The sequence below is a fragment of the Actinomadura scrupuli genome (assembly GCF_050971785.1).
GTDB lineage: Bacteria > Actinomycetota > Actinomycetes > Streptosporangiales > Streptosporangiaceae > Actinomadura_E > Actinomadura_E scrupuli.
Window position 1 is genome coordinate 1 of the sequence record NZ_JBPCCU010000011.1, and the last position, 17,812, is coordinate 17,812.

Sequence of the window (17,812 nt, forward strand, 5' to 3'; positions counted from 1 at the left end):
GTCGATGTCGTAGACGGGCACGTCGGGCCGCAGGTCGACCGGGGTGGTGAGCTGCCACTGCCAGGCCTGGCCCGGCCGCGGCGACCAGCGGGCCCGGTCGCCGGCCGCCGTGGCCGGGCCCGGCGCGACGGCCGGACCCGGCGAGCCGGCCGGGCCCGGCGGGTGGGCCCGGCTCGGCGAGACGGCCCCGGGAGGGCGGTGCCGCGCCGGGGCCGGTGACCTCGTGCAGCCCGCGAGACAGCTCGCGAGACAGCTCGTGGTCACCGCGAGCGACAGGACGGCCGCGACCCCGCTCAGGCGCCGCAGGTGAGGGAGATCTCGTCCGAGAAGTACTCGGGCAGCCCGTCCCACGGGTTGGCACCCCCTCGGTCGGTGACGTACACCACCCCGGTGTTGCAGCGGGCCGCGCGCCGCAGCGCCCGGCCCAGCACGGTACGGGGCGCGCCGTACACCAGATGGCAGAACCGTGCGGCGGGCGCCCGCATCGCCCAGGAGGGTGTGCACACCCGCTCGTAGGCCGGCCAGGGTCCCTCGAAGGTCACCAGCAGGTCGGCCAGGTCCGCGTAACCGGCGTCCGGGTAGGTGCCGTGGTTCAGCACCACCGGCCCGGCCCGCTCGTCCCGGACCGCCGCCACGATCCGCTCGTAGTGGGCCAGCTGGTCACGCCCGGCGGAGACCTGGTCGAGGAAGACGCCCTCGACGCCGTACCACTCCCGGTAGCGCAGCAGCTCGGCCATGACCTCACCGGGCGGACGGCAGCCGTAGCCGCTGTCCACGTAGCCGAGCAGCGGAACTCCCGCCGCCGCGGTCCGCGCGGCGGCGGCGGCGAAGTCCGGGTCACGGGCCCCGCCGGGGCCGCTGTCCACGTTGAACACCACCGCCCGTGGCCTGGTGGCGGCGAGCGTCTCCCAGCCGCCCGCCGCCCGGACCGGGTGGAAGTAGGCCGGCACGATCACGTCAGGCACACGCGGTCCTCCCACAGGTCCCGCAGCGAGGTACCGAGATCGATCAACGGCTCCCAGCCGAGGGCCCCCCGGACGGCGCTGAGATCGGCCTGTGACCAGGGGATTCCGTCCGGGCCGCCGGGGGCCTCCACCACCCGCCGGTCCGCGCCCGAGATCAGCACCAGCGAGTCCACCAGCTCACGCAGCCGGGTGGCCCGGCCGCTGCCGACGTTGAGCACGGGGGGCAGCGGCCCCGGCGCGCGGGCCGCGGCCACGATCGCCGCGGCGACGTCCCGGACGTCCACCAGGTCCCGGTGGGCGTCCAGCGAGCCGACCCGGACGTCCCCGCCGTCGCCGGCCAGCTCCCGCGCCAGCCGTCCCGCCAGCGAGGACGCCGGCGAGCCCGGCCCCACCGGATTGAACACCCGCAGCGCCACGGCGTCCGTGCCCTCCGCCACGGCGGCCCGGATCAGCTCGGTGCCGCCCAGCTTGGTGATCCCGTAGGCCCCGGCGGGAGCCGGCGCGGTGTCCTCGGTGACCGGCTTCCCCGCCGGGGTGTTCCCGTACTCGGCCGCCGACCCGAGATGGACCAGCCGGACGCCCCGCCCGGCCACCGCCGCCACCAGGTGCGCGACGGCGACGACGTTGCCGGCCACCAGGGCGTCCGGGGGGCCGTGGGTGACTCCGGCGCAGTTCACGACGGCGTCGGGCGCCACCTCCCGTACCCACCGGGCGGTCACCCGCGCGGAGCGCAGGTCCAGGCCCGCGGACCGAGAGGCGGCGACCACCTCGATCCCCTCGGCCGCCGCCAGCTCGCCCACATGGCGGCCGATGAAGCCGGTCGCCCCGGTGAGCAGGATCCTCATCGCTCCCCCATCAGTGCCGTCCGCAGCCCGTCGAACTCGGCGTTGGCCCGGTCGTAGTCGTCGGGCCGGCCGATGTCGAGCCAGTAGCCGTCGAACCGGTATTCGCGCGGCGCGCTGCCGTCGGCGAGCAGGTCCACGACCAGCTCGTCGAAGCCCAGCGGAAGCCCCGGCGTGTAGCGCGCCAGGACCTTCCTGGACAGGCCGTAGACCCCCATGCTCACGCGGTAGTCGAGCGTGGGCTTCTCACTGAACTCCACGACCTCGCCCTCGCGGGTGGTGAGCACCCCGAAGTCGATGCGCACCTCGCGCCGGTACGTGGCGACGGTGAGCGGTCCGCCCGACGCCCGGTGCGTGCCCAGCAGGTCGGCGTAGTCGAGGTCGGTGAGGATGTCGCCGTTCATCACCAGGAACTCCGGCGGCAGGTCGGGCATGGTGAGCAGCGGGCCGATGGTGCCCAGCGGAGAGTCCTCCATCGCGTAGTCGACCCGCAGCCCCCAGCGGGAGCCGTCGCTCACGTAGGCGCGGATGAGATGGCCGAGGTGGCCGATGGCGAGCGTCACCGACCGGAAGCCCTGCCGGGCCAGCTGCCCGAGCACGATCTCCAGGATGGCGTACTGGTCGCCGATGGGCACCAGCGGTTTCGGCAGCGTCGTGGTGTACGGCCGGAGGCGTACGCCTTTGCCGCCGGCGAGGATCACGGCATGCATGTCGGGGGTCTCCTCGTCAGACGTGGTAGGTGCCGGGCTTGTACCGGGCCAGATTGTCCTCGTCCAGGAACCATTCGATGGTCGGTTTCAGGCCCTCCTCCCGGGTGTGGCCGGGCCGCCAGCCGGTGGCGTCACCGAGCTTGGTGCCGTCGCAGACCAGGCGCATCACCTCGGACGCGCTCGGCCGGTGCCGGGCGGCCTCGGAGTGGAACTCGACCTCCCGGCCCATCAGCTCGGCGATCTCCCGCGCGACGTCGCCCATCGAGACCTCCTGGCCGGTGCCCGCGTTGAAGACCTGCCCCACCACGTCCCGCGCCGGGGCGGTGCCGACCGCGACGAAGGCCTCGGCGGTGTCCCGGACGAAGGTGAAGTCGCGGGTCGGATCGAGCGCCCCCACCCGTACGACGTCCGCTCCGGCGGCGATCTGGCTGATCACGGTGGGGATGAACGCGCGCGCGGACTGCCTCGGCCCGAAGGTGTTGAACGGCCGCAGGGTCACCACCGGCACCCCGAACGACGCGTGGTAGCTCTCGGCGAGCTTGTCCGCGCCGACCTTGGACGCGGCGTACGGGGACTGCGCCTGCAGCGGGTGCCCCTCCCCGATGGGCACGGTCCGGGCGGTGCCGTAGGTCTCGCTGGTGGAGGTGTGCACCAGCCGCGGGGTGCCGAGATGGCGCACCGCCTCCAGCACGTTCAAGGTGCCCTGCACGTTGGTCTCCACGTAGGAGCGCGGGGCCTGGTAGGAGTACGGGATCGCGATCAGCGCGGCCAGGTGGTACACCACCTCGACCTCCTGCCCCCCGCACAGGATCAGGTTCTGCACCGACAGCGGGTCCCGGACGTCGCCGGGGACCACCTCCACGGCCTCCATCGTCTCGGCCGGCAGGGTGTCCAGCCACCCCCAGGAGCCGAACGAGTTGTACTGGGCCATCGCCCTCACGCGATGTCCCCGGGCTACGAGCAGCTCGACGAGGTGAGAGCCGATGAAGCCCTCCGCCCCCGTCACCGCGACCATGCCGTTCATGGGTTCCCTTCCGTGTTCGCCTTACCTGGTTGCGTGCGTGATTGCGTGCTTGCCTGCGTTGCGTGGTTGCGTGGTTGCGTGCGCGGCCGGACTTGCGCGGCCGGACGTGCGGTCGGACTTGCGGGGTCGGCTTGCATGGCGGGGTGGCGGCTAGCGATGACAGGCGGCTCTGGACAGGGCGACGGACGCGTAGGCCAGCAGCACGCCGAACAGGCCGCAGGCGGCCACCGCCTGGACCGTCTCGGGATCGGGCGCCGGCCCCGCCCACAGCGTCACGGCCTCCACGGCCAGCGCGGAGGCGCACAGCGCCAGCACCGATCCGACGTGACCGCACGACTGCAGCAGGAGCGCGACGAAGAAGGCTCCGCCCAGCCCGAGGTAGCCGGTGAACACCGGCAGCCCGGCGGAGGTGATCCCTGCCGCCCAGGCGACCCCCGCGGCCAGCGCGGCCAGCACGGCGAGGTAGAGCGCGACCACGCCCGCCAGCAGGCACCGTGATCCGAGCACGAAGACGCGCAGGTCGGGACTGTGCCCGAGCAGCCGGTAGGCCCGTCCGCGATAGGTGTACAGCAGCCATTCGGCGCCGCCCATCGACAGCGACAGCGACAGCACCCCGGCCGTGGTGGCCGCCGAGGGCGCCGCCCGGCCGAGCAGGACGCACACCTCGCCGAGGGTGAGCAGCCCTCCCGCGACCAGGCCGAAGGCCGCGTACGGGAGCGCCGCCGTCAGCTCGGCCCGGGAGACGCCCGTCCCTCCCCCCGCGGGCCCGGCCCGCGTACCGGTGGCGGTGCACCGGATCGCGAGGGAGGTCGTGGCCGCGACCGTGACGCCCCAGGCCGTCCAGACCCAGGACGGGACGGCCCCGCCGCCCGCGGCCCAGATCCCTCCCGCGCACACGCCCGGCAGCAGCGCCAGCAGGAGCAGCGGCTCCGCCCCGCCGACCAGGGCCACGGTGGCGGTCAGCAGGTAGAGGCACTGACCGGCGGCGAGCGCGGTGGCCGCGTGCCCGGACCCCATCGCGAGACCGGCGGCCACCGTCAGCGGGCCCACGACCGCCACCGCGACGACCAGCGCGCGCCGCATGACCCGGCGCGCGGAACCCGGGTCGCCCCGGCCGAGCCGGACATAGCCGAGATAGGCCACGAGCTGGCTGGCGGTCCAGGACATCAGCAGCGACAGCACGAGCACGAGACCGGCGGCGGGGCGGGTGAGCAGCGGCGCGGCGGTCACGTAGCAGACCCCCGGCAGCCCGAACAGGACGCCGCGCAGGAGTTGCCGCCAGGGCCGGCCGCGCCAGGGCCCGGCGACCGCCTCCGGAGACCCGGGCCGGCGGGGACTCCGGTCGAACAGGTCCTGGGCGAGCGAGAAGACGTCGTCGTGCCCGTAGACCTGGGCGCCCTCGTCGTTGATCCCGTCGGCCTCCAGCCCGGCCGCGATCTCCAGCGCGTCCACCGCGTCCGCGCACAACGCCGCCATCCGCATCGCCAGCTCGTTCACCGAGCCGCCGGGCGCGCCCTGCCGTACCGGGGGCAGCACCGCCCACGGCGGTGTCGCCGCGGTCATGCGGGCTGCGCCAGCGGCGAGCCGAACACGAGGCCGTCCACCGGATCGGGGGACGCGCCGAGTTCCGGGGCGTACGGGGCGGCCAGGTCGGCGTAGATGCCCCGGAAGGAGCCGACGGCGTGGTCGACGGTGAAGAACTCCAGCGACCGTGCCCGGGCGGCGTCGCCGAGCCGGTGCCGGGTCAGCTCGTCGCGCAGCAGCCGCAGGCAGGCCTCCGCCATCGCGTCGGGATCCCGGGGCGGCACCACCAGGCCGGTGTCGCCGGTCGCCTCCCGGACACCGCCGACATCGGTCGCGACCGTCGCGCGGCCGCAGGTCATCGCCTCGATCAGGGTGTAGGGGAAGCCCTCGGAGATGCTGGACAGCACCACCACGCTGCCCGCCACGTACGCGTCCCGGATGTCGTCCACCCGGCCCTCGAACGTGGTCTGCTCGCCGACCCCCAGCTCGGCGGCGAGCGTCTGGCAGCGCTCGCGGTAGGCCTCACCGCCCTTCGGGGTGCCGCCGAACAGCCGCAGCCGTGTCTGCGGCAGCTCCCGGTGCACCTTCGCGAACGCCCTGATCAGCGTCTCCAGATCCTTGATGGGGTCGACCCGGCCCGCCCAGCTGAGCGTGGGCACCTCCGGCTCCGCACCGGCCGCCGGGAAGTGTCCCGGGTCGACGCCGTTGTAGACGGTCTGGATGAGCTCGGCGCGGGCACCGCACCGCACCTCCCAGCGCTGGTTGTAGCGGTTTCCCGGAGTGATCAGGTCGGCCGCGCGGTAGGCGGTGCCGCACAGCAGCCGCAGGAACCCGAGCACGGCCTGCTTGACCGGCCAGCTGTAGGGCGAGCGCTGGAAGCCGAGGTAGCGCTCCCGCAGGTAGATGCCGTGCTCGGTGAGGCAGAACGGGGTCCCGTACGCCCACTTGGCGGCCAGCCCCGGCATCGCGGCCACCCCGTTGGAGACCGCGTGGGTGACGTCTCCCCGGGGCACCGGCCGCAACAGCGGGCGCAGCGAGTGCTCCAGCAGCTCCACCGCGGTCACCGCGTCCCGCACGCTGGGGCGCACCCCGATCCGGGCGTACGACCCGCGCCGCGCCGACCAGGCGTCCAGCAGCCAGCGGATCGGCCGCTCGGAGACCAGCGCGGCCCGCACGTTGTCGGGCCCGGCCGTACGGGAGAAGTCGAACAGCTCCCGGAGCACCGCCGGGAAGACCTCCTGCGCGGCCGGCGACGGTGCCACGACCAGGTCCAGGAAGGCCCGGAACAGCTGCTCGAACCGCCTGGCGCCCCTGCCCCGGGGAGGCCGGCCCGCGGGAGGCGGCCCCCACAGGGGCACGGACTCGGCCGTGACGTGCCCGGGCATCTCCCAGACCGTCGGCTCCGTCCCCGTCCCGGTGAGGGCCACCACGTGGAACGAGTGTTCCGGCATGCCCTGCACGAGCTGGTCGCACCAGACGCTCACACCGCCGAAGGAATGCGGATAAGTGCCTTCCGTGACCAAGGTGATCTTCACCGTCCCCCCGCCTCTGCGTTAAGTGATGCCGGACGGATCGTCAGGACATGGCTCCCGCGGGCAGGGTGAGGGACGTGGTGCCGGTCTTGTAGTCGGACCGCTCACCGGCGTAGACCGTGCCGAAGGGCCCGCCCAGCAGGGGGCCGAGCAGACCGCTGACGTCCCGGGTGCCCTCCGGCATGGTGATCGGGACGGCGAGCCCGGCCGGCGGCTGGATGGTCACCTTGCCGTCCTGGACGTACGCGGGGAAGGTGCCGGCCTTTGGGCGCCAGAGGTCCTGCCGGGCCAGCTCGGTGCCGAGCGCCGAGGTCCGCGCGTTGACGACGGGGGCGTTCGCGGCGAACGTGGCCCGGTAGTCGCCGAGCACCTTGTCCAGCAGCGGGTAGAGGATGCGCTCCTCGGCCAGGTTGGACTGGTGCACGTAGTGCGGCCGGGGGTCGTTGGCGACGATGTGCGACAGGTCGATCCGCGCGTCGACCGGGATGATGTACGAGGCGTAGCCGGTCGCGGGGTCGAGGGGGGCGATGCAGGTGACGCTGCCCGGGTTGTCCTCGCACAGGCCGCTGCCCCCGTTGGCCCGGCTGGTGTAGATCCAGTTGTACTCGTCGACCTCCTCGGACACCTTGGCGACGTTGAAGAAGACGCTCATCGGGTGGCGCGGCACGGTCTGGGCGGAGCCGATGGCGCGCTGGTTCTTCTCCCGGGAGGCGTCACTGCCCGTCCACTTGATGCCCGTCTCCGTCAGCGCGGCGGCGAGGTTGGGGTTGTCGTTCGGCTGCTGCGGCAGGATCTTCAGCCCGGAGTGCTCGCCGGTCACCAGCTCGTCCGACTGGATGCTGAAGCCCTTCTGCCCGGCCCAGGTGCGGTTGGCGGTGATGGCGGTCTTGATATCGGCCTTGCTGACGTAGACGACGTTGCCGGACGCGTCGGTCTGGCAACGCCAGGGGACCACCGTGACGTCCTGTACGCAGCCGAGGTAGGAGTGGTCGTAGGTGTGGTTGCCCCAGCGGAACTTCGCCTTGTTGGACTGGAACGTGGTCAGCAGGGGGTCGGAGCCGTCCTGGGCGACCGTCTCGTCGCTGCCCTTGCCGTTGTAGAACATGTCGAGCGTGAAGCCGCTCTGCGTCTGCCAGTTGACGGCCGCGGTCACGTCGGCCGGGGTCATCCGGATGTCCGGGGTGGTGACGCTCGGGTCGGTGCAGCCCTCACCGGGCGTGCAGTCGCCGTCGACGCTCCACCGGGCGTCGGGCAGGAAGACGTCGTCGACGTGGACCGAGAAGTAGTTGCGGGCGTAGCCGAGGTGCACGCCCTTGGTCAGCCAGGTGACCAGGCCGTGCCCGATCGTGCGGAACTGCCACTGGTTGACGTTGTAGGCGAAGGTCATCACCATCTCGCTGCGCCCGTCGTGGGTGTAGACGCCGGCCAGCGTCCCGGTGGTCCCGCCGCCGGGTGCGGTGCCGGTGAGGTAGGTGTCGAAGGTGGTGCCGGCGGCCGGCGCCGGGGCGGCGAGGAAGCCGTAGCTCTCGGGCACGCCCGGGGCGTTGTCCTCGAAGGTGACCGGGCCCTTGAGATAGCGCAGCGCGCCGGACAGCCCCGCCGGTGAGACGGCCGCCGGGGTCCCGTCGAGCGGCCCGGAGTAGGCGGGCGCGCCCAGCCCGACGTTCGCGGTCGGGTAGACGTAGGCGTCGAGCTGGCGGATGCCGAACTGCTTCTCGAAGTTCACCAGCGCCGTCATCTCCGCGGCGTCGGTGAACGGATCCGCGTTGGGCAGCACCACGGCCTGGTACTTGGCCCGGGGTGCGCCGCCGACGGTGTCCTGCAGGAAGGCGGTGTTGATCACCGGCCTGCCGGAGTCGGTCAGGTCGACCTTCTTGTACGGCACGCCCTCGGTCTTCAGCTGTCCCTCGATGGCGTCGACCGGCGAGTTCCCGTCGCTGACCACCAGCACGGTGAGGTCGATGCGCGGGCCGGCGGCGTACGCGGCCTGTGGCGCCATGAGCAGGGACGCCGTGCCTGCCAGCACGCACATCGCGGTAAGAGCTTTCCTCACTGGGCCTCCCGGTCGAAAAGCCGGGATCGACCTGCCCGGAATGGTTCGAGCAGCGCTATCCACGGCTATAACCCGCATCACCGATGATGTCGGCTTATTGGTATCTCCGATAACGGAGGATGCCATGTGATTGACGATGACAAAGGAGGAAAAGAGGCCCATCTTTCAAACTGAGCCCAGTCCTGGGCCCGCCGGAGAAGTCCTGGGTCCACCTGAAAACAATGACGACGAAATGGGCGGCCGCCGAGAAGCGAAGAAGCCGGATGACGTCAGGTGGCGGCGCGGGAGGTGCCCGCCGGACGCGCGGTGAGGTCCCGCCAGCGGGCCACGGCGTGCTCCCTGCCGTCGGCCTTGAGCCGCTTGTAGATGTTGTGGATGTGGTTCTTCACCGTCTTCTCGGAGATGAAGAGCCGGTCCGCGATGGCCCGGTTGGCCAGCCCCGCGGCGATCAGCTCCATGATCTCGGCCTCCCTCTGGGTCAGCCCCGGCCGTCTGGACTCCACCGAGCCTCCGCCGTGCAGCCAGCGCACCAGCGCGGTCGCGACCGGCGGCGAGAGATAGGACTCGCCCTGGGCGGTGTCCAGGATGATCCGGACCAGGTCGGGCGGCTCGAAGTGGCCGTGCACGGCACAGCTGTGCGCCCCGGCCTCGATCGCGCCGACCAGCAGTCGGGGATCGTCGGCTGAGGTGACCATCACGATGCGCGGTGCGGGCCGGAGCCGGGCGAGCTCGAGGATGCCCTCCACCCGGGGCACCGGGGCGCCGAGCACGATCACGTCGGGGGCGTACTTGTGGACCAGGTCCGGGCGCGGCGAACGCCCCCCGGGGACCACCTCTATCTCGGGAGCGGAGTTCAGCAAGGTCTCGAATCCGATTCGCAGAACGGGATTCTCATCATCGATGAGTACCTTGGCCATCCGCCCCGTCACCGCTCACTCCATTGCCCCGAGTCCGTTGTCCCGAGTCCGTCGCCCCGAGCCCGTCCCACACGCCACGACCTACCGTCATAACGGGGAAACGATAGCGATGAAAACACATCTCAGCCCGTAGCTTCCAATTTCTTCCAATTTCTTCCGCCTTCCTCCGAACATGACCTATATGTAGGCATTGGTGCTGTCGTAAGCTCTCCGCCATGAACTTTGGACTCAACGGGCGGCGCGCCGCCGTGGCGGCGGCGAGCTCGGGGCTCGGATTCGCCTCGGCCCAGGCGCTCATCGCCGAGGGCGTGCAGGTCGCCGTCTGCGGTCGTGATCGCGGCCGGCTCGACGAGGCCGTGGCCGCCCTCGGCGACGGCGCACACCCCGTCATCGCGGACGTCGGCACGCCCGAAGGGGCCACCGCCTTCGTCCGGGAGGCCGAAGGGCTGCTGGGCGGCATCGACATCCTGGTCACCAACGCCGGCGGCCCGCCGCCGGGCACCTTCGCCTCCACCGCGCTGGAGGCCTATCTCCCCGCGCTCGAGCTCAACCTGCTGTCGGTGGTGGCCATGTGCAAGGCCGCCGTGCCGCAGATGCAGGGCCGAGGCTGGGGCCGGGTGGTGGCGATCACGTCGATCTCGGTGCGCCAGCCCATCGCCACGCTGATCCTGTCCAACACCGCGCGCACCGGGGCCACCGGCTTCCTCAAGACCCTCGCCCGGGAGGTCGCCGGGGACGGCGTCACCGTCAACTCGCTGCTCCCCGGCTCGCACGCCACCGGCCGGCTGCGCTCGCTGCACGGCGGCGACCTGGCCCCGGCGGCCAGGGAGGTCCCGATGGGCAGGGTGGGAGAGCCCGCCGACTTCGGAGCGTTCGTGGCCTTTCTCTGCTCGGAACAGGCCGGCTTCGTCACCGGCACCGCCACCCCGGTGGACGGTGGCCACTACGCGGGCCTGCTGTGAGCCCAGGGGATCCCCCGCCGGCCCGCCGGAGGATCCCCTGGCGCACGTCAGGCGGCGCGGCGCTGGAACGGAAGGAAACGGCCGGCCGGATGCGGGCGGGCGGGCGCCCCCGTCGGCTCCACCGCCCGCAGTCGATCGAACCGGAAGGCCCGGATGCCGTGCCGCAGCCGGCACCAGGCCACGAGGTACCAGTGGTCGCGGTGGACCAGGCACGTCACCGGCTCCACGTCGCGGGTGGTGAGGGTGCCTGACTCGTCGACGTAGTGCAGCCGCACCACGAGCCGCTCGCTGATCGCCGAGGCGATCACCTTGGCCCGTCCGGCGGTGGCACCGTCGAGCGGTGCGGTGAGCGTGCTCAGGGTGGTGACGATGGCGTCGTCGTCGACGGCGTCGTCGAGGAGATGCCGGAGCGCCCTGCGGGCGGTCGCGGCCTGCGGGCCCTCGCCCAGGTGGGCGAGGGACAGTGCCAGCGCGGCGATCTCGGCGGCGGTGAGCGGGCTGGTCGGGCTGGAGGGCATCACGACGTTGACCATGGTTCGATTATACGTTCGAATGACGACATTTTCCGAGCTGCCGGGGACCCGATCCTCCCCCGCTCCCGACGATCTCCCACCCCGGCGGCCTCCCGGGCGATTTCGCTTTTCGGACACACCTTTTCTGCGTACGAACCCGTTCCGAAAATGCGGCGGAAAAGGCCTGCTCCGGCCTTCGGCGGACACGATTCCCGCACTTCCCGGGCCTGCCGCCGGGCCTTCACCGCCGCCGCGGAAAGCCGAATGCCCCTGCGCGGGCGAAGCGGCGCCCGGCACGGAACTTCGCCCGCGCCCACTGCGTCTGATCACTGAAGCTTACAAAGCCATCAAGGCGAAACTATGCTCGTCCACGCCAGTTCTCGGCGTACGGGTGCGCAGTGGCCGCAGTGACGGACCGGGGGTGAGGCGGTGAGGGACGCGAGTGCCGGTCGGCCGCCCATGAGCCGCGAGGGGATCGACCACGCGCTGCGGCGGCTGCGCGAGGAGAAGGACCGCATCGCCACCGCGCTGCTCGACCTCGACACCCATCAGGGCTACCAGCTCCTCAAGGGCACCAAGCTGACCGGGGTGACCGTACGCCGCTGGATCGACATCCAGACCGGCGTCGCCTCGCTCTGGCGGCTGTTCGACGCCTACCAGCGGGCGCTGGCCAGCGCGGAGGAGCTCCGGGCCCGGCAGCCCCGGCCCAGCGCCGACCAGATCGCCGAGCTCAACCGGCTGCTCACCGGCCCGTCCGTGGAGCCCGCGGGCGCGGAGATCCCGCTGGAGAAACGCACCCTGCTCGGACCGGCGACCGAACGGCTGACGCTGGACGACGTGGTCTCCCGGATGACCACGCTGTACGAGGAGACCACCGACGCGGTCGCCGCCACCCACGCGATCTGGTCGGCGCTGCTGTCCGACCTGGCCGAGTCCGAGGAGGCCTGGCAGGCGACCGAGCGGCTCGCCCTCTCACTGGAGGCGGTCGACCCCGAGCTGGACCGGATCGGCCGGCGGCTCGCCGAGATCCGCGCCCTGGTGGTCGCGGATCCGCTGTCGCTGACGCACGACGGCCGGGCCGACACCCGGCGGATCGCGCAGATCAGGGCCGACCTCGCGCCGTTCCGGAGCAGGCTCGAGGAGGCCGTGGCGATCCGGGACGAGCACGGCGAGCGCCTCCATCGGGCCAGGGTGTCCGCCGGTCTGGTCGAGGCGGCCGAGGCACAGGCCCGGCAGGCACGTGACCTCGTGCTGGAGAAGATCGCGTCTCCGGTGCTGCCCGACGTCCCGGCGCTGGCCCCCGTACTCTCCGACCGGCTGGCCGCCCTGGGCGGGCTGCGCGACCAGGGCCGCTGGCCGGAGCTGGCGGTGGCGCTCGACGAGCTGGACCACGAGGCCGCCGAGGCGCTGGAGAAGGCCCGCACGGCGCACGAGCTCATCACCGGGCTGCTGGACCGGCGCAACGAGCTGCGCGGCCGGCTGGAGGCCTACCGCGCCAAGGCCGGGCGGCTGGGCCTGGTGGAGGACGCCGAGCCGTCCCGGCTCTACGACCACGCCCACCAGCTGCTGTGGACCTCACCGTGCGACCTGCGGCAGGCCACCGTCGCGGTGGCCGCCTACCAGCGCGCGATCGGATCGCCGGCGAACGGAGCCAGGCCATGAGCACGAACTCCACCCCCTGTACCTACGCCGGATGCACGGGCACCGTCGAGGACGGTTACTGCGACCTGTGCGGCATGGCGCCGCCGGCGGGCGCGGCCGCCGCCCCGGTCCCCGGCCGGAGCGGCGCGCGCCCGGCGGGCGGCCCGGCCGCGAGCCCGGGGACGGGCGGCGTCCCGTCCGGGGGCATCTCCTCCGGAGGTGCTCTGCCCGGAAGCGCTCGGCCCGGAAGCGCTCAGTCCGGAAGCGTTCAGTCGAGGGGCATTCTGTCCGGCGGTTGGTCCAGCAGGTCGTCCGGCCGCACGACGCCCACCAACCGCAGCACGAGGACGGGTTCCACCTCGTCGTCCCGGCGCGGCATGCTGGGCGCCGGTCTGGTGGAGGTGCCGGCGGTCCCCTACCGGGACCCCGCCTCGGCGGTCCTCGACCGTCCCGAGGTGGCCGAGCACAAGCGGTTCTGCAGCAGTTGCGGTGAGGCCGTCGGACGCGGCCGGGGCGACCGCCCGGGGCGCACCGAGGGCTTCTGCGCCAACTGCGGCAGCGGCTTCTCCTTCACCCCCAAGCTCAGCCCGGGCGACCTGGTCGGCGGCCAGTACGAGGTGCTCGGCTGCCTGGCGCACGGCGGGCTCGGCTGGATCTACCTGGCCCGGGACCGCAACGTCAGCGACCGCTGGGTGGTCCTCAAGGGCCTGCTCGACACCGGGGACGCCGAGGCGCTGGCCGCCGCCGCCGCGGAGCGCTCGTTCCTCGCCGAGGTCGAGCACCCCAACATCGTCAAGATCTACAACTTCGTCCAGCATCCGGAGCCCAGGACGGGCGTGCTGGTCGGCTACATCGTCATGGAGTACGTCGGCGGGCAGTCCCTCAAGGACATCCTGCTGGAGCGGCGGGAGCAGTTCGGCCCGGACGCCTCGCTACCGCTCGGCCAGGTCATCGCCTACGCGCTCGAGGTGCTGCGGGCGCTCGGCTACCTGCACGGGCTGGGCCTGATCTACTGCGACTTCAAACCGGACAACGCCATCCAGGCGGAGGAGCAGCTGAAGCTCCTGGACCTGGGCGGGGTGCGCCGGGCCACCGACGTCGACAGCCCGATCTACGGCACGGTGGGTTACCAGGCCCCCGAGATCGCGACCCTGGGCCCCTCGATCAGCTCGGATCTCTACACGGTGGGCCGTACCCTCGCCGTGCTGAGCTTCCCGTTCCGGGGCTACACCGGCATCCACGCCACCTCGCTGCCCGACCGCGCGAACGTGCCGCTGCTCAGCCGGTACGAGTCGTACGACCGGTTTCTGCGCCGGGCGACCCATCCGGAGCCGGCGGAACGCTTCCAGAGCGCCGCGGAGATGGCCGAGCAGCTCACCGGCGTGCTGCGCGAGGTGCTGTCCGCGGAGGACGGCAGCCCCCGCCCGGCGCCGTCGACCCTGTTCGGGCCGGAGCGCTACACCGCGGGGGCCGAGATCACCGCGCTCGAGCACGGCGTCGGCCCCGCGCTGGGGTCGCTCACCCCGGCCACCGCCACGACCGCGCTTCCGGTCCCCCTGGTGTACGGATCGGATCCGGCGGCGGGCTTCCTGGCGGGCCTGACCATCCGCGAGCCCGACGCCCTGGCCACCGCCCTGGTGTCGGCACCGGTCGCCTCCCCCGAGGTCGGCTTCATGCTGGCGCGGGTCAAGATCGAGCTAGGCGGCTACCGTGAGGCGGAGGCACAGCTCGACGAGATCGAGGCCCAGGTCGCCGGTGACTGGCGGCTCGACTGGTACCGCGGGCTGGCCGCGCTGGCCGGCGGGCGCTTCGACCTGGCCCAGCGGCTCTTCGACGGCCTCTACACCTGGCTGCCGGGAGAGGCCGCGCCCAAGCTCGCGCTGGCGTTCACCCTGGAGCTGGCCGGCCCGCGGAACGCGCCCGACCGGAACGCACCCGATCCGGGGGCGCCCGCCCGGCTGTACGAAGCGGTGTGGCGCACCGACCACGGTCACGTCAGCGCGGCCTTCGGGCTCGCCCGGGTACGGCTGGCGGCGGGCGACCGGGCCGGTGCGGTGGCCGCGCTGGACGCCGTCCCGGAGATCTCCAGCCAGTACGTCGCCGCCCAGGTCGCGGCCGTCGCGGCGGCCGTCCGCGGCAGGGACCCCGGAGAGCTCACCGAGCAGGAGCTCCTCGCCACCGGCCGCCGGCTGGCCGGGCTCCGGCTGGAGGGCACCCGGGGCGAGGAGCTCACCGCGGAGGTGGTGGAGGCGGCGCTCGGCTGGGTGCTGGCCGGACGCGTCCCCAGCGGGGGCACCCCCCTGCTGGGCGCTCCGCTGACCGAGCACGCGCTCCGCCGCAGGCTCGAGCGGTCCTACCGTGAACTGGCCCGTCTCGCTCAGGGCTCGGAGCACCGGCACACGCTGGTGATCCGGGCCAACACCATCCGGCCGAGGACGTTGTTCTGATGGACGATCAAAACCTGGGTGACGCCCGGGAGCCGGAGGGAGAGGGGGTCTGTCCCGCGTGCCACGCCCCGGTCTTCGCCGCGAACAACTACTGCGAGGCCTGCGGGCATCGCATCTCCGCGGCGGCCCCGGCCGCCGGGACTCCAGGCCCGGCGGGGAGCGGCCCTCCCGCGCTCCTGGGCACGGGAGGACCCGGCACGGGAGGACCCGGCACGGGGCGCCCCGGTGCGGAGAGCGCCGTCATGAGCACGGTCCCGGAGAGCTCCGATGCCGGGCCCTGCACCGGATGCGGGAGCACCGCGATCGACGTGGACGGCTACTGCGAGCGGTGCGGGCTCCGCAGGCCCGGGGGCCGTGACCACCTGGAGTCGGAGCTGACCGGCGCCGAGGGCGGTGTGATCGCCGCAGGCGTCAGCGACAAGGGGCTGCGGCACAGCAAGAACGAGGACGCCATGGCGCTGGCCGCCGTCCCGGACGGGGTCGCGGCCGTGGTCTGCGACGGGGTCTCCTCCTCCCCCCGCCCGGAGGACGCCTCGCAGGTCGCCGCGGACACCGGGGTGGCCGTGCTGGTGAAGGAGCTGGAATCCGGCGCCGACGCCGAGACGGCCACCCGGAGGGCGGTGCTCCAGGCCGCGCAGGCGGTGGCCGCGCTCGCCCCGTCCGAGCACGACGCCCCCGCCTGCACCTACGTCTCGGCTCTGACCGGAGCGGGGACCGTCACCGTCGGCTGGGTCGGCGACAGCCGTGCCTACTGGCTGCCGGTGACCATGGGGCGGCCCCTCGACCCCTTGGGCACGGACTCGGGGGGCTCGGGTCGCGGGCGCCGGCTCACCCAGGACGACTCGTGGGCCGAGCAGATGGTGGCCCTCGGGGCGTTGAGCGAGGCCGAGGCACAGACGCACCGCAACGCCCACGTACTCGTCGGCTGGCTGGGCGCGGACGCCGACGCGGTGCAGGCCCATGTCCGCACCTTCCGCCCCGGGAGCCCGGGGGTGGTCATCGTCTGCAGTGACGGCCTGTGGAACTACCTGCCCGAGGCCGCCACGATCGGCGGCGTGCTGGCCGAGGAGCTTCCCGGCCCGCCCTCCGGGGTGAGCGCGGCCGCCGCCGGCCCGCTGGCCGCGGCCCGGTCGCTGGTGGACGTCGCGCTCGACTCCGGCGGGCGCGACAACATCACCGTGGTGGTGATCCCGGTCGTCGCCACGCGCCCGGCGTCACCGTCGGACCCCGCGCGCCCGGCGAACTCCGCGGACGCGTCGTACCCCGCGGAGGCCGGGGCTCCGCCGGAACCCCCCGCACCACCGAGCACGGAGCCTGCCGTATGAGCGAAAACCCCCACTTCTCCATCAAGGTCGACCAGAACCGCTACCTGCCCGAGGGCGGCCGGGAGGTCAACGCGATCGTGACGATCGAGGCCACCGGCGCTCCCCTGGCCGGGGCCGCCCGTGCCACCGCCGCGGCCGTGGTCATCATCATCGACACCTCCGGCTCGATGACCACGCCGGGCAACAAGATGGCCGCCGCCCGGAAGGCCGCGCAGGCGGCCGTGGACGGCCTCCGTGACGGCGTGGACTTCGCCGTGGTCTCCGGCTCCAGCTGGGCCAAGATGATCTATCCGACCGGTGAGCAGCTCGCGCCCGCCAACGCCCAGACCCGTGGCGGGGCGAAAGCCGCCATCAACAGGCTGACCGCCGCGGGCGGCACCGCGATCGGCTCCTGGCTGAGGCTGGCCGACCGGCTGTTCGCCGGCGCGGCGGCCGCCCATCCGACCGGCATCAGGCACGCGATCCTGCTGACCGACGGCAAGAACCAGCATGAGACCGCGGAAGAGCTCGACGCGTCACTGGCCACGTGCGCGGGGCACTTCGTGTGCGACTGCCGGGGGGTCGGCACCGACTGGGAGGTCGCCGAGCTGCGGAAGATCGCCTCGGCCCTGCTGGGCAGCGTGGACATCGTGGCCCAGCCGAAGGATCTGGAGGCCGACTTCCGGGCCATGACCGAGGCCGCCATGGGCAAGGCGGTCGCCGACGTGGCGCTGCGGGTGTGGACGCCGCAGAAGGCCAGGCTGCGCTTCGTCAAGCAGGTGCTGCCGTCGCTGGCGGATCTGACCACCAAGCGGGCCGAGGCCGGTCCGCAGGCCGGCGACTACCCGATCGGGGCCTGGGGCGAGGAGAGCCGCGACTACCACATCTGCGTCGAGGTCCCGGTCGGCGAGGTCGGCCGGGAGATGCGGGCCGGCTGGGTCAAGCTCGTGGTGCCCGGCGCCACCCGCGAACAGGACCAGGTGCTGGCCACCGGCAACATCCTGGCCGAGTGGACCGACGACGAGGCGCTGTCCACCCGGATCAATCCCCGGGTGGCCCACTACACCGGCCAGGCCGAGCTCGCCGACGCCATCCAGGAGGGCCTGCAGGCCCGTAAGGACGGTGACCTGGACACCGCGACGGCCCGGCTCGGCCGGGCGGTCGTCCTGGCCGGGGAGTCCGGCAACGACGCGATCGCCGCGCTGCTGGGCAAGGTCGTGGACGTCATCGACCCCGTGACCGGGACCGTACGGCTGAAGAAGCAGATCGACAAGGCCGACGAGATGTCCCTGGACACCCGGTCGTCCAAGACCGTGCGCACCCGGGTGGCCCCCGGGGACCCGGCTCCGGGCGCGGCCGCTCCGCGGCCCGGGGAGTGA

At 73.0% G+C, this 17,812-nt stretch carries 14 protein-coding genes and 1 pseudogene; 5 read left to right on the forward strand and 10 right to left on the reverse strand.

Annotated elements, in window-relative coordinates; translation table 11 throughout:
- The 9 genes and pseudogenes from ACRYCC_RS36025 to ACRYCC_RS36065 form a co-directional block, all read right to left on the reverse strand.
- Positions 1-264 (reverse strand): annotated as a pseudogene (locus ACRYCC_RS36025) (hypothetical protein); the annotation flags it as partial.
- A gap of 29 nt (positions 265-293) precedes the next feature.
- Positions 294-965, reverse strand: coding sequence for a spherulation-specific family 4 protein (locus ACRYCC_RS36030; protein ID WP_433818471.1), 672 nt, complete (start codon positions 963-965; stop codon positions 294-296).
- On the reverse strand, positions 953-1,810 hold the full coding sequence (locus ACRYCC_RS36035) for an NAD-dependent epimerase/dehydratase family protein (protein WP_433818472.1): 858 nt from the start codon (positions 1,808-1,810) through the stop codon (positions 953-955). Before ACRYCC_RS36035 ends, ACRYCC_RS36030 begins: the two co-directional genes overlap by 13 nt.
- Positions 1,807-2,517: a sugar phosphate nucleotidyltransferase gene (locus ACRYCC_RS36040; RefSeq protein ID WP_433818474.1), complete on the reverse strand. Its 711-nt coding sequence runs from the start codon at positions 2,515-2,517 to the stop codon at positions 1,807-1,809. The genes ACRYCC_RS36035 and ACRYCC_RS36040 overlap by 4 nt, the downstream gene beginning before the upstream one ends.
- Positions 2,518-2,533: 16 nt before the next feature.
- Positions 2,534-3,541 carry an SDR family NAD(P)-dependent oxidoreductase gene (locus tag ACRYCC_RS36045; protein ID WP_433818476.1) on the reverse strand — a complete coding sequence of 336 codons (1,008 nt, stop codon included), beginning with the start codon at positions 3,539-3,541 and terminating at the stop codon, positions 2,534-2,536.
- A 150-nt stretch (positions 3,542-3,691) separates the two neighbouring features.
- Positions 3,692-5,104, reverse strand: coding sequence for a hypothetical protein (locus ACRYCC_RS36050; RefSeq protein WP_433818478.1), 1,413 nt, complete (start codon positions 5,102-5,104; stop codon positions 3,692-3,694).
- Positions 5,101-6,600 (reverse strand): GT4 family glycosyltransferase PelF, encoded by a 1,500-nt coding sequence (pelF, locus tag ACRYCC_RS36055; RefSeq protein ID WP_433818480.1) that lies wholly within the window; start codon positions 6,598-6,600, stop codon positions 5,101-5,103. Before pelF ends, ACRYCC_RS36050 begins: the two co-directional genes overlap by 4 nt.
- Before the next feature lie 40 nt (positions 6,601-6,640).
- Entirely contained in the window at positions 6,641-8,650 is a 2,010-nt protein-coding gene (locus tag ACRYCC_RS36060) for a hypothetical protein (RefSeq protein ID WP_433818482.1), read from the reverse strand.
- Between the two features lie 269 nt (positions 8,651-8,919).
- The gene (locus ACRYCC_RS36065; RefSeq protein ID WP_433818484.1) at positions 8,920-9,579 is read right to left on the reverse strand and encodes a LuxR C-terminal-related transcriptional regulator; all 660 of its coding nucleotides are present in this window, start codon (positions 9,577-9,579) and stop codon (positions 8,920-8,922) included.
- Positions 9,580-9,782: 203 nt separating this feature from the next.
- On the opposite strand from ACRYCC_RS36065, the gene ACRYCC_RS36070 reads away from it, so the two are divergent.
- The gene (locus tag ACRYCC_RS36070; RefSeq protein WP_433818485.1) at positions 9,783-10,529 is read left to right on the forward strand and encodes an SDR family oxidoreductase; all 747 of its coding nucleotides are present in this window, start codon (positions 9,783-9,785) and stop codon (positions 10,527-10,529) included.
- Between the two features lie 47 nt (positions 10,530-10,576).
- On the opposite strand, the gene ACRYCC_RS36075 is transcribed toward ACRYCC_RS36070, so the two are convergent.
- Positions 10,577-11,062 carry a helix-turn-helix transcriptional regulator gene (locus tag ACRYCC_RS36075; protein ID WP_433818486.1) on the reverse strand — a complete coding sequence of 162 codons (486 nt, stop codon included), beginning with the start codon at positions 11,060-11,062 and terminating at the stop codon, positions 10,577-10,579.
- Positions 11,063-11,500: 438 nt separating this feature from the next.
- Between ACRYCC_RS36075 and ACRYCC_RS36080 the strand changes: the two genes are divergently transcribed.
- From ACRYCC_RS36080 to ACRYCC_RS36095, 4 genes are read left to right on the forward strand one after another with little or no spacing between them, the layout of a single operon-like run.
- Complete coding sequence (locus tag ACRYCC_RS36080) at positions 11,501-12,703, forward strand: hypothetical protein (protein ID WP_433818488.1); 1,203 nt, start codon at positions 11,501-11,503, stop codon at positions 12,701-12,703.
- Complete coding sequence (locus ACRYCC_RS36085) at positions 12,700-15,129, forward strand: serine/threonine-protein kinase (RefSeq protein WP_433818489.1); 2,430 nt, start codon at positions 12,700-12,702, stop codon at positions 15,127-15,129. Before ACRYCC_RS36080 ends, ACRYCC_RS36085 begins: the two co-directional genes overlap by 4 nt.
- Positions 15,129-16,454 (forward strand): PP2C family protein-serine/threonine phosphatase, encoded by a 1,326-nt coding sequence (locus ACRYCC_RS36090; RefSeq protein WP_433818490.1) that lies wholly within the window; start codon positions 15,129-15,131, stop codon positions 16,452-16,454. Before ACRYCC_RS36085 ends, ACRYCC_RS36090 begins: the two co-directional genes overlap by 1 nt.
- Positions 16,451-17,812: a vWA domain-containing protein gene (locus ACRYCC_RS36095; RefSeq protein ID WP_433818491.1), complete on the forward strand. Its 1,362-nt coding sequence runs from the start codon at positions 16,451-16,453 to the stop codon at positions 17,810-17,812. Before ACRYCC_RS36090 ends, ACRYCC_RS36095 begins: the two co-directional genes overlap by 4 nt.

Excerpts from the sequence above, each read along its gene's own strand:
- ACRYCC_RS36075 (WP_433818486.1), bottom strand. The coding sequence starts at position 11,062 with ATGGTCAACGTCGTGATGCCCTCCAGCCCGACCAGCCCGCTCACCGCC.
- ACRYCC_RS36050 (WP_433818478.1), bottom strand. The coding sequence starts at position 5,104 with ATGACCGCGGCGACACCGCCGTGGGCGGTGCTGCCCCCGGTACGGCAG.
- ACRYCC_RS36090 (WP_433818490.1), top strand. The coding sequence starts at position 15,129 with ATGGACGATCAAAACCTGGGTGACGCCCGGGAGCCGGAGGGAGAGGGG.
- ACRYCC_RS36080 (WP_433818488.1), top strand. The coding sequence starts at position 11,501 with ATGAGCCGCGAGGGGATCGACCACGCGCTGCGGCGGCTGCGCGAGGAG.
- ACRYCC_RS36045 (WP_433818476.1), bottom strand. The coding sequence starts at position 3,541 with ATGAACGGCATGGTCGCGGTGACGGGGGCGGAGGGCTTCATCGGCTCT.
- ACRYCC_RS36035 (WP_433818472.1), bottom strand. The coding sequence starts at position 1,810 with ATGAGGATCCTGCTCACCGGGGCGACCGGCTTCATCGGCCGCCATGTG.
- ACRYCC_RS36070 (WP_433818485.1), top strand. The coding sequence starts at position 9,783 with ATGAACTTTGGACTCAACGGGCGGCGCGCCGCCGTGGCGGCGGCGAGC.
- ACRYCC_RS36095 (WP_433818491.1), top strand. The coding sequence starts at position 16,451 with ATGAGCGAAAACCCCCACTTCTCCATCAAGGTCGACCAGAACCGCTAC.
- ACRYCC_RS36040 (WP_433818474.1), bottom strand. The coding sequence starts at position 2,517 with ATGCATGCCGTGATCCTCGCCGGCGGCAAAGGCGTACGCCTCCGGCCG.
- ACRYCC_RS36085 (WP_433818489.1), top strand. The coding sequence starts at position 12,700 with ATGAGCACGAACTCCACCCCCTGTACCTACGCCGGATGCACGGGCACC.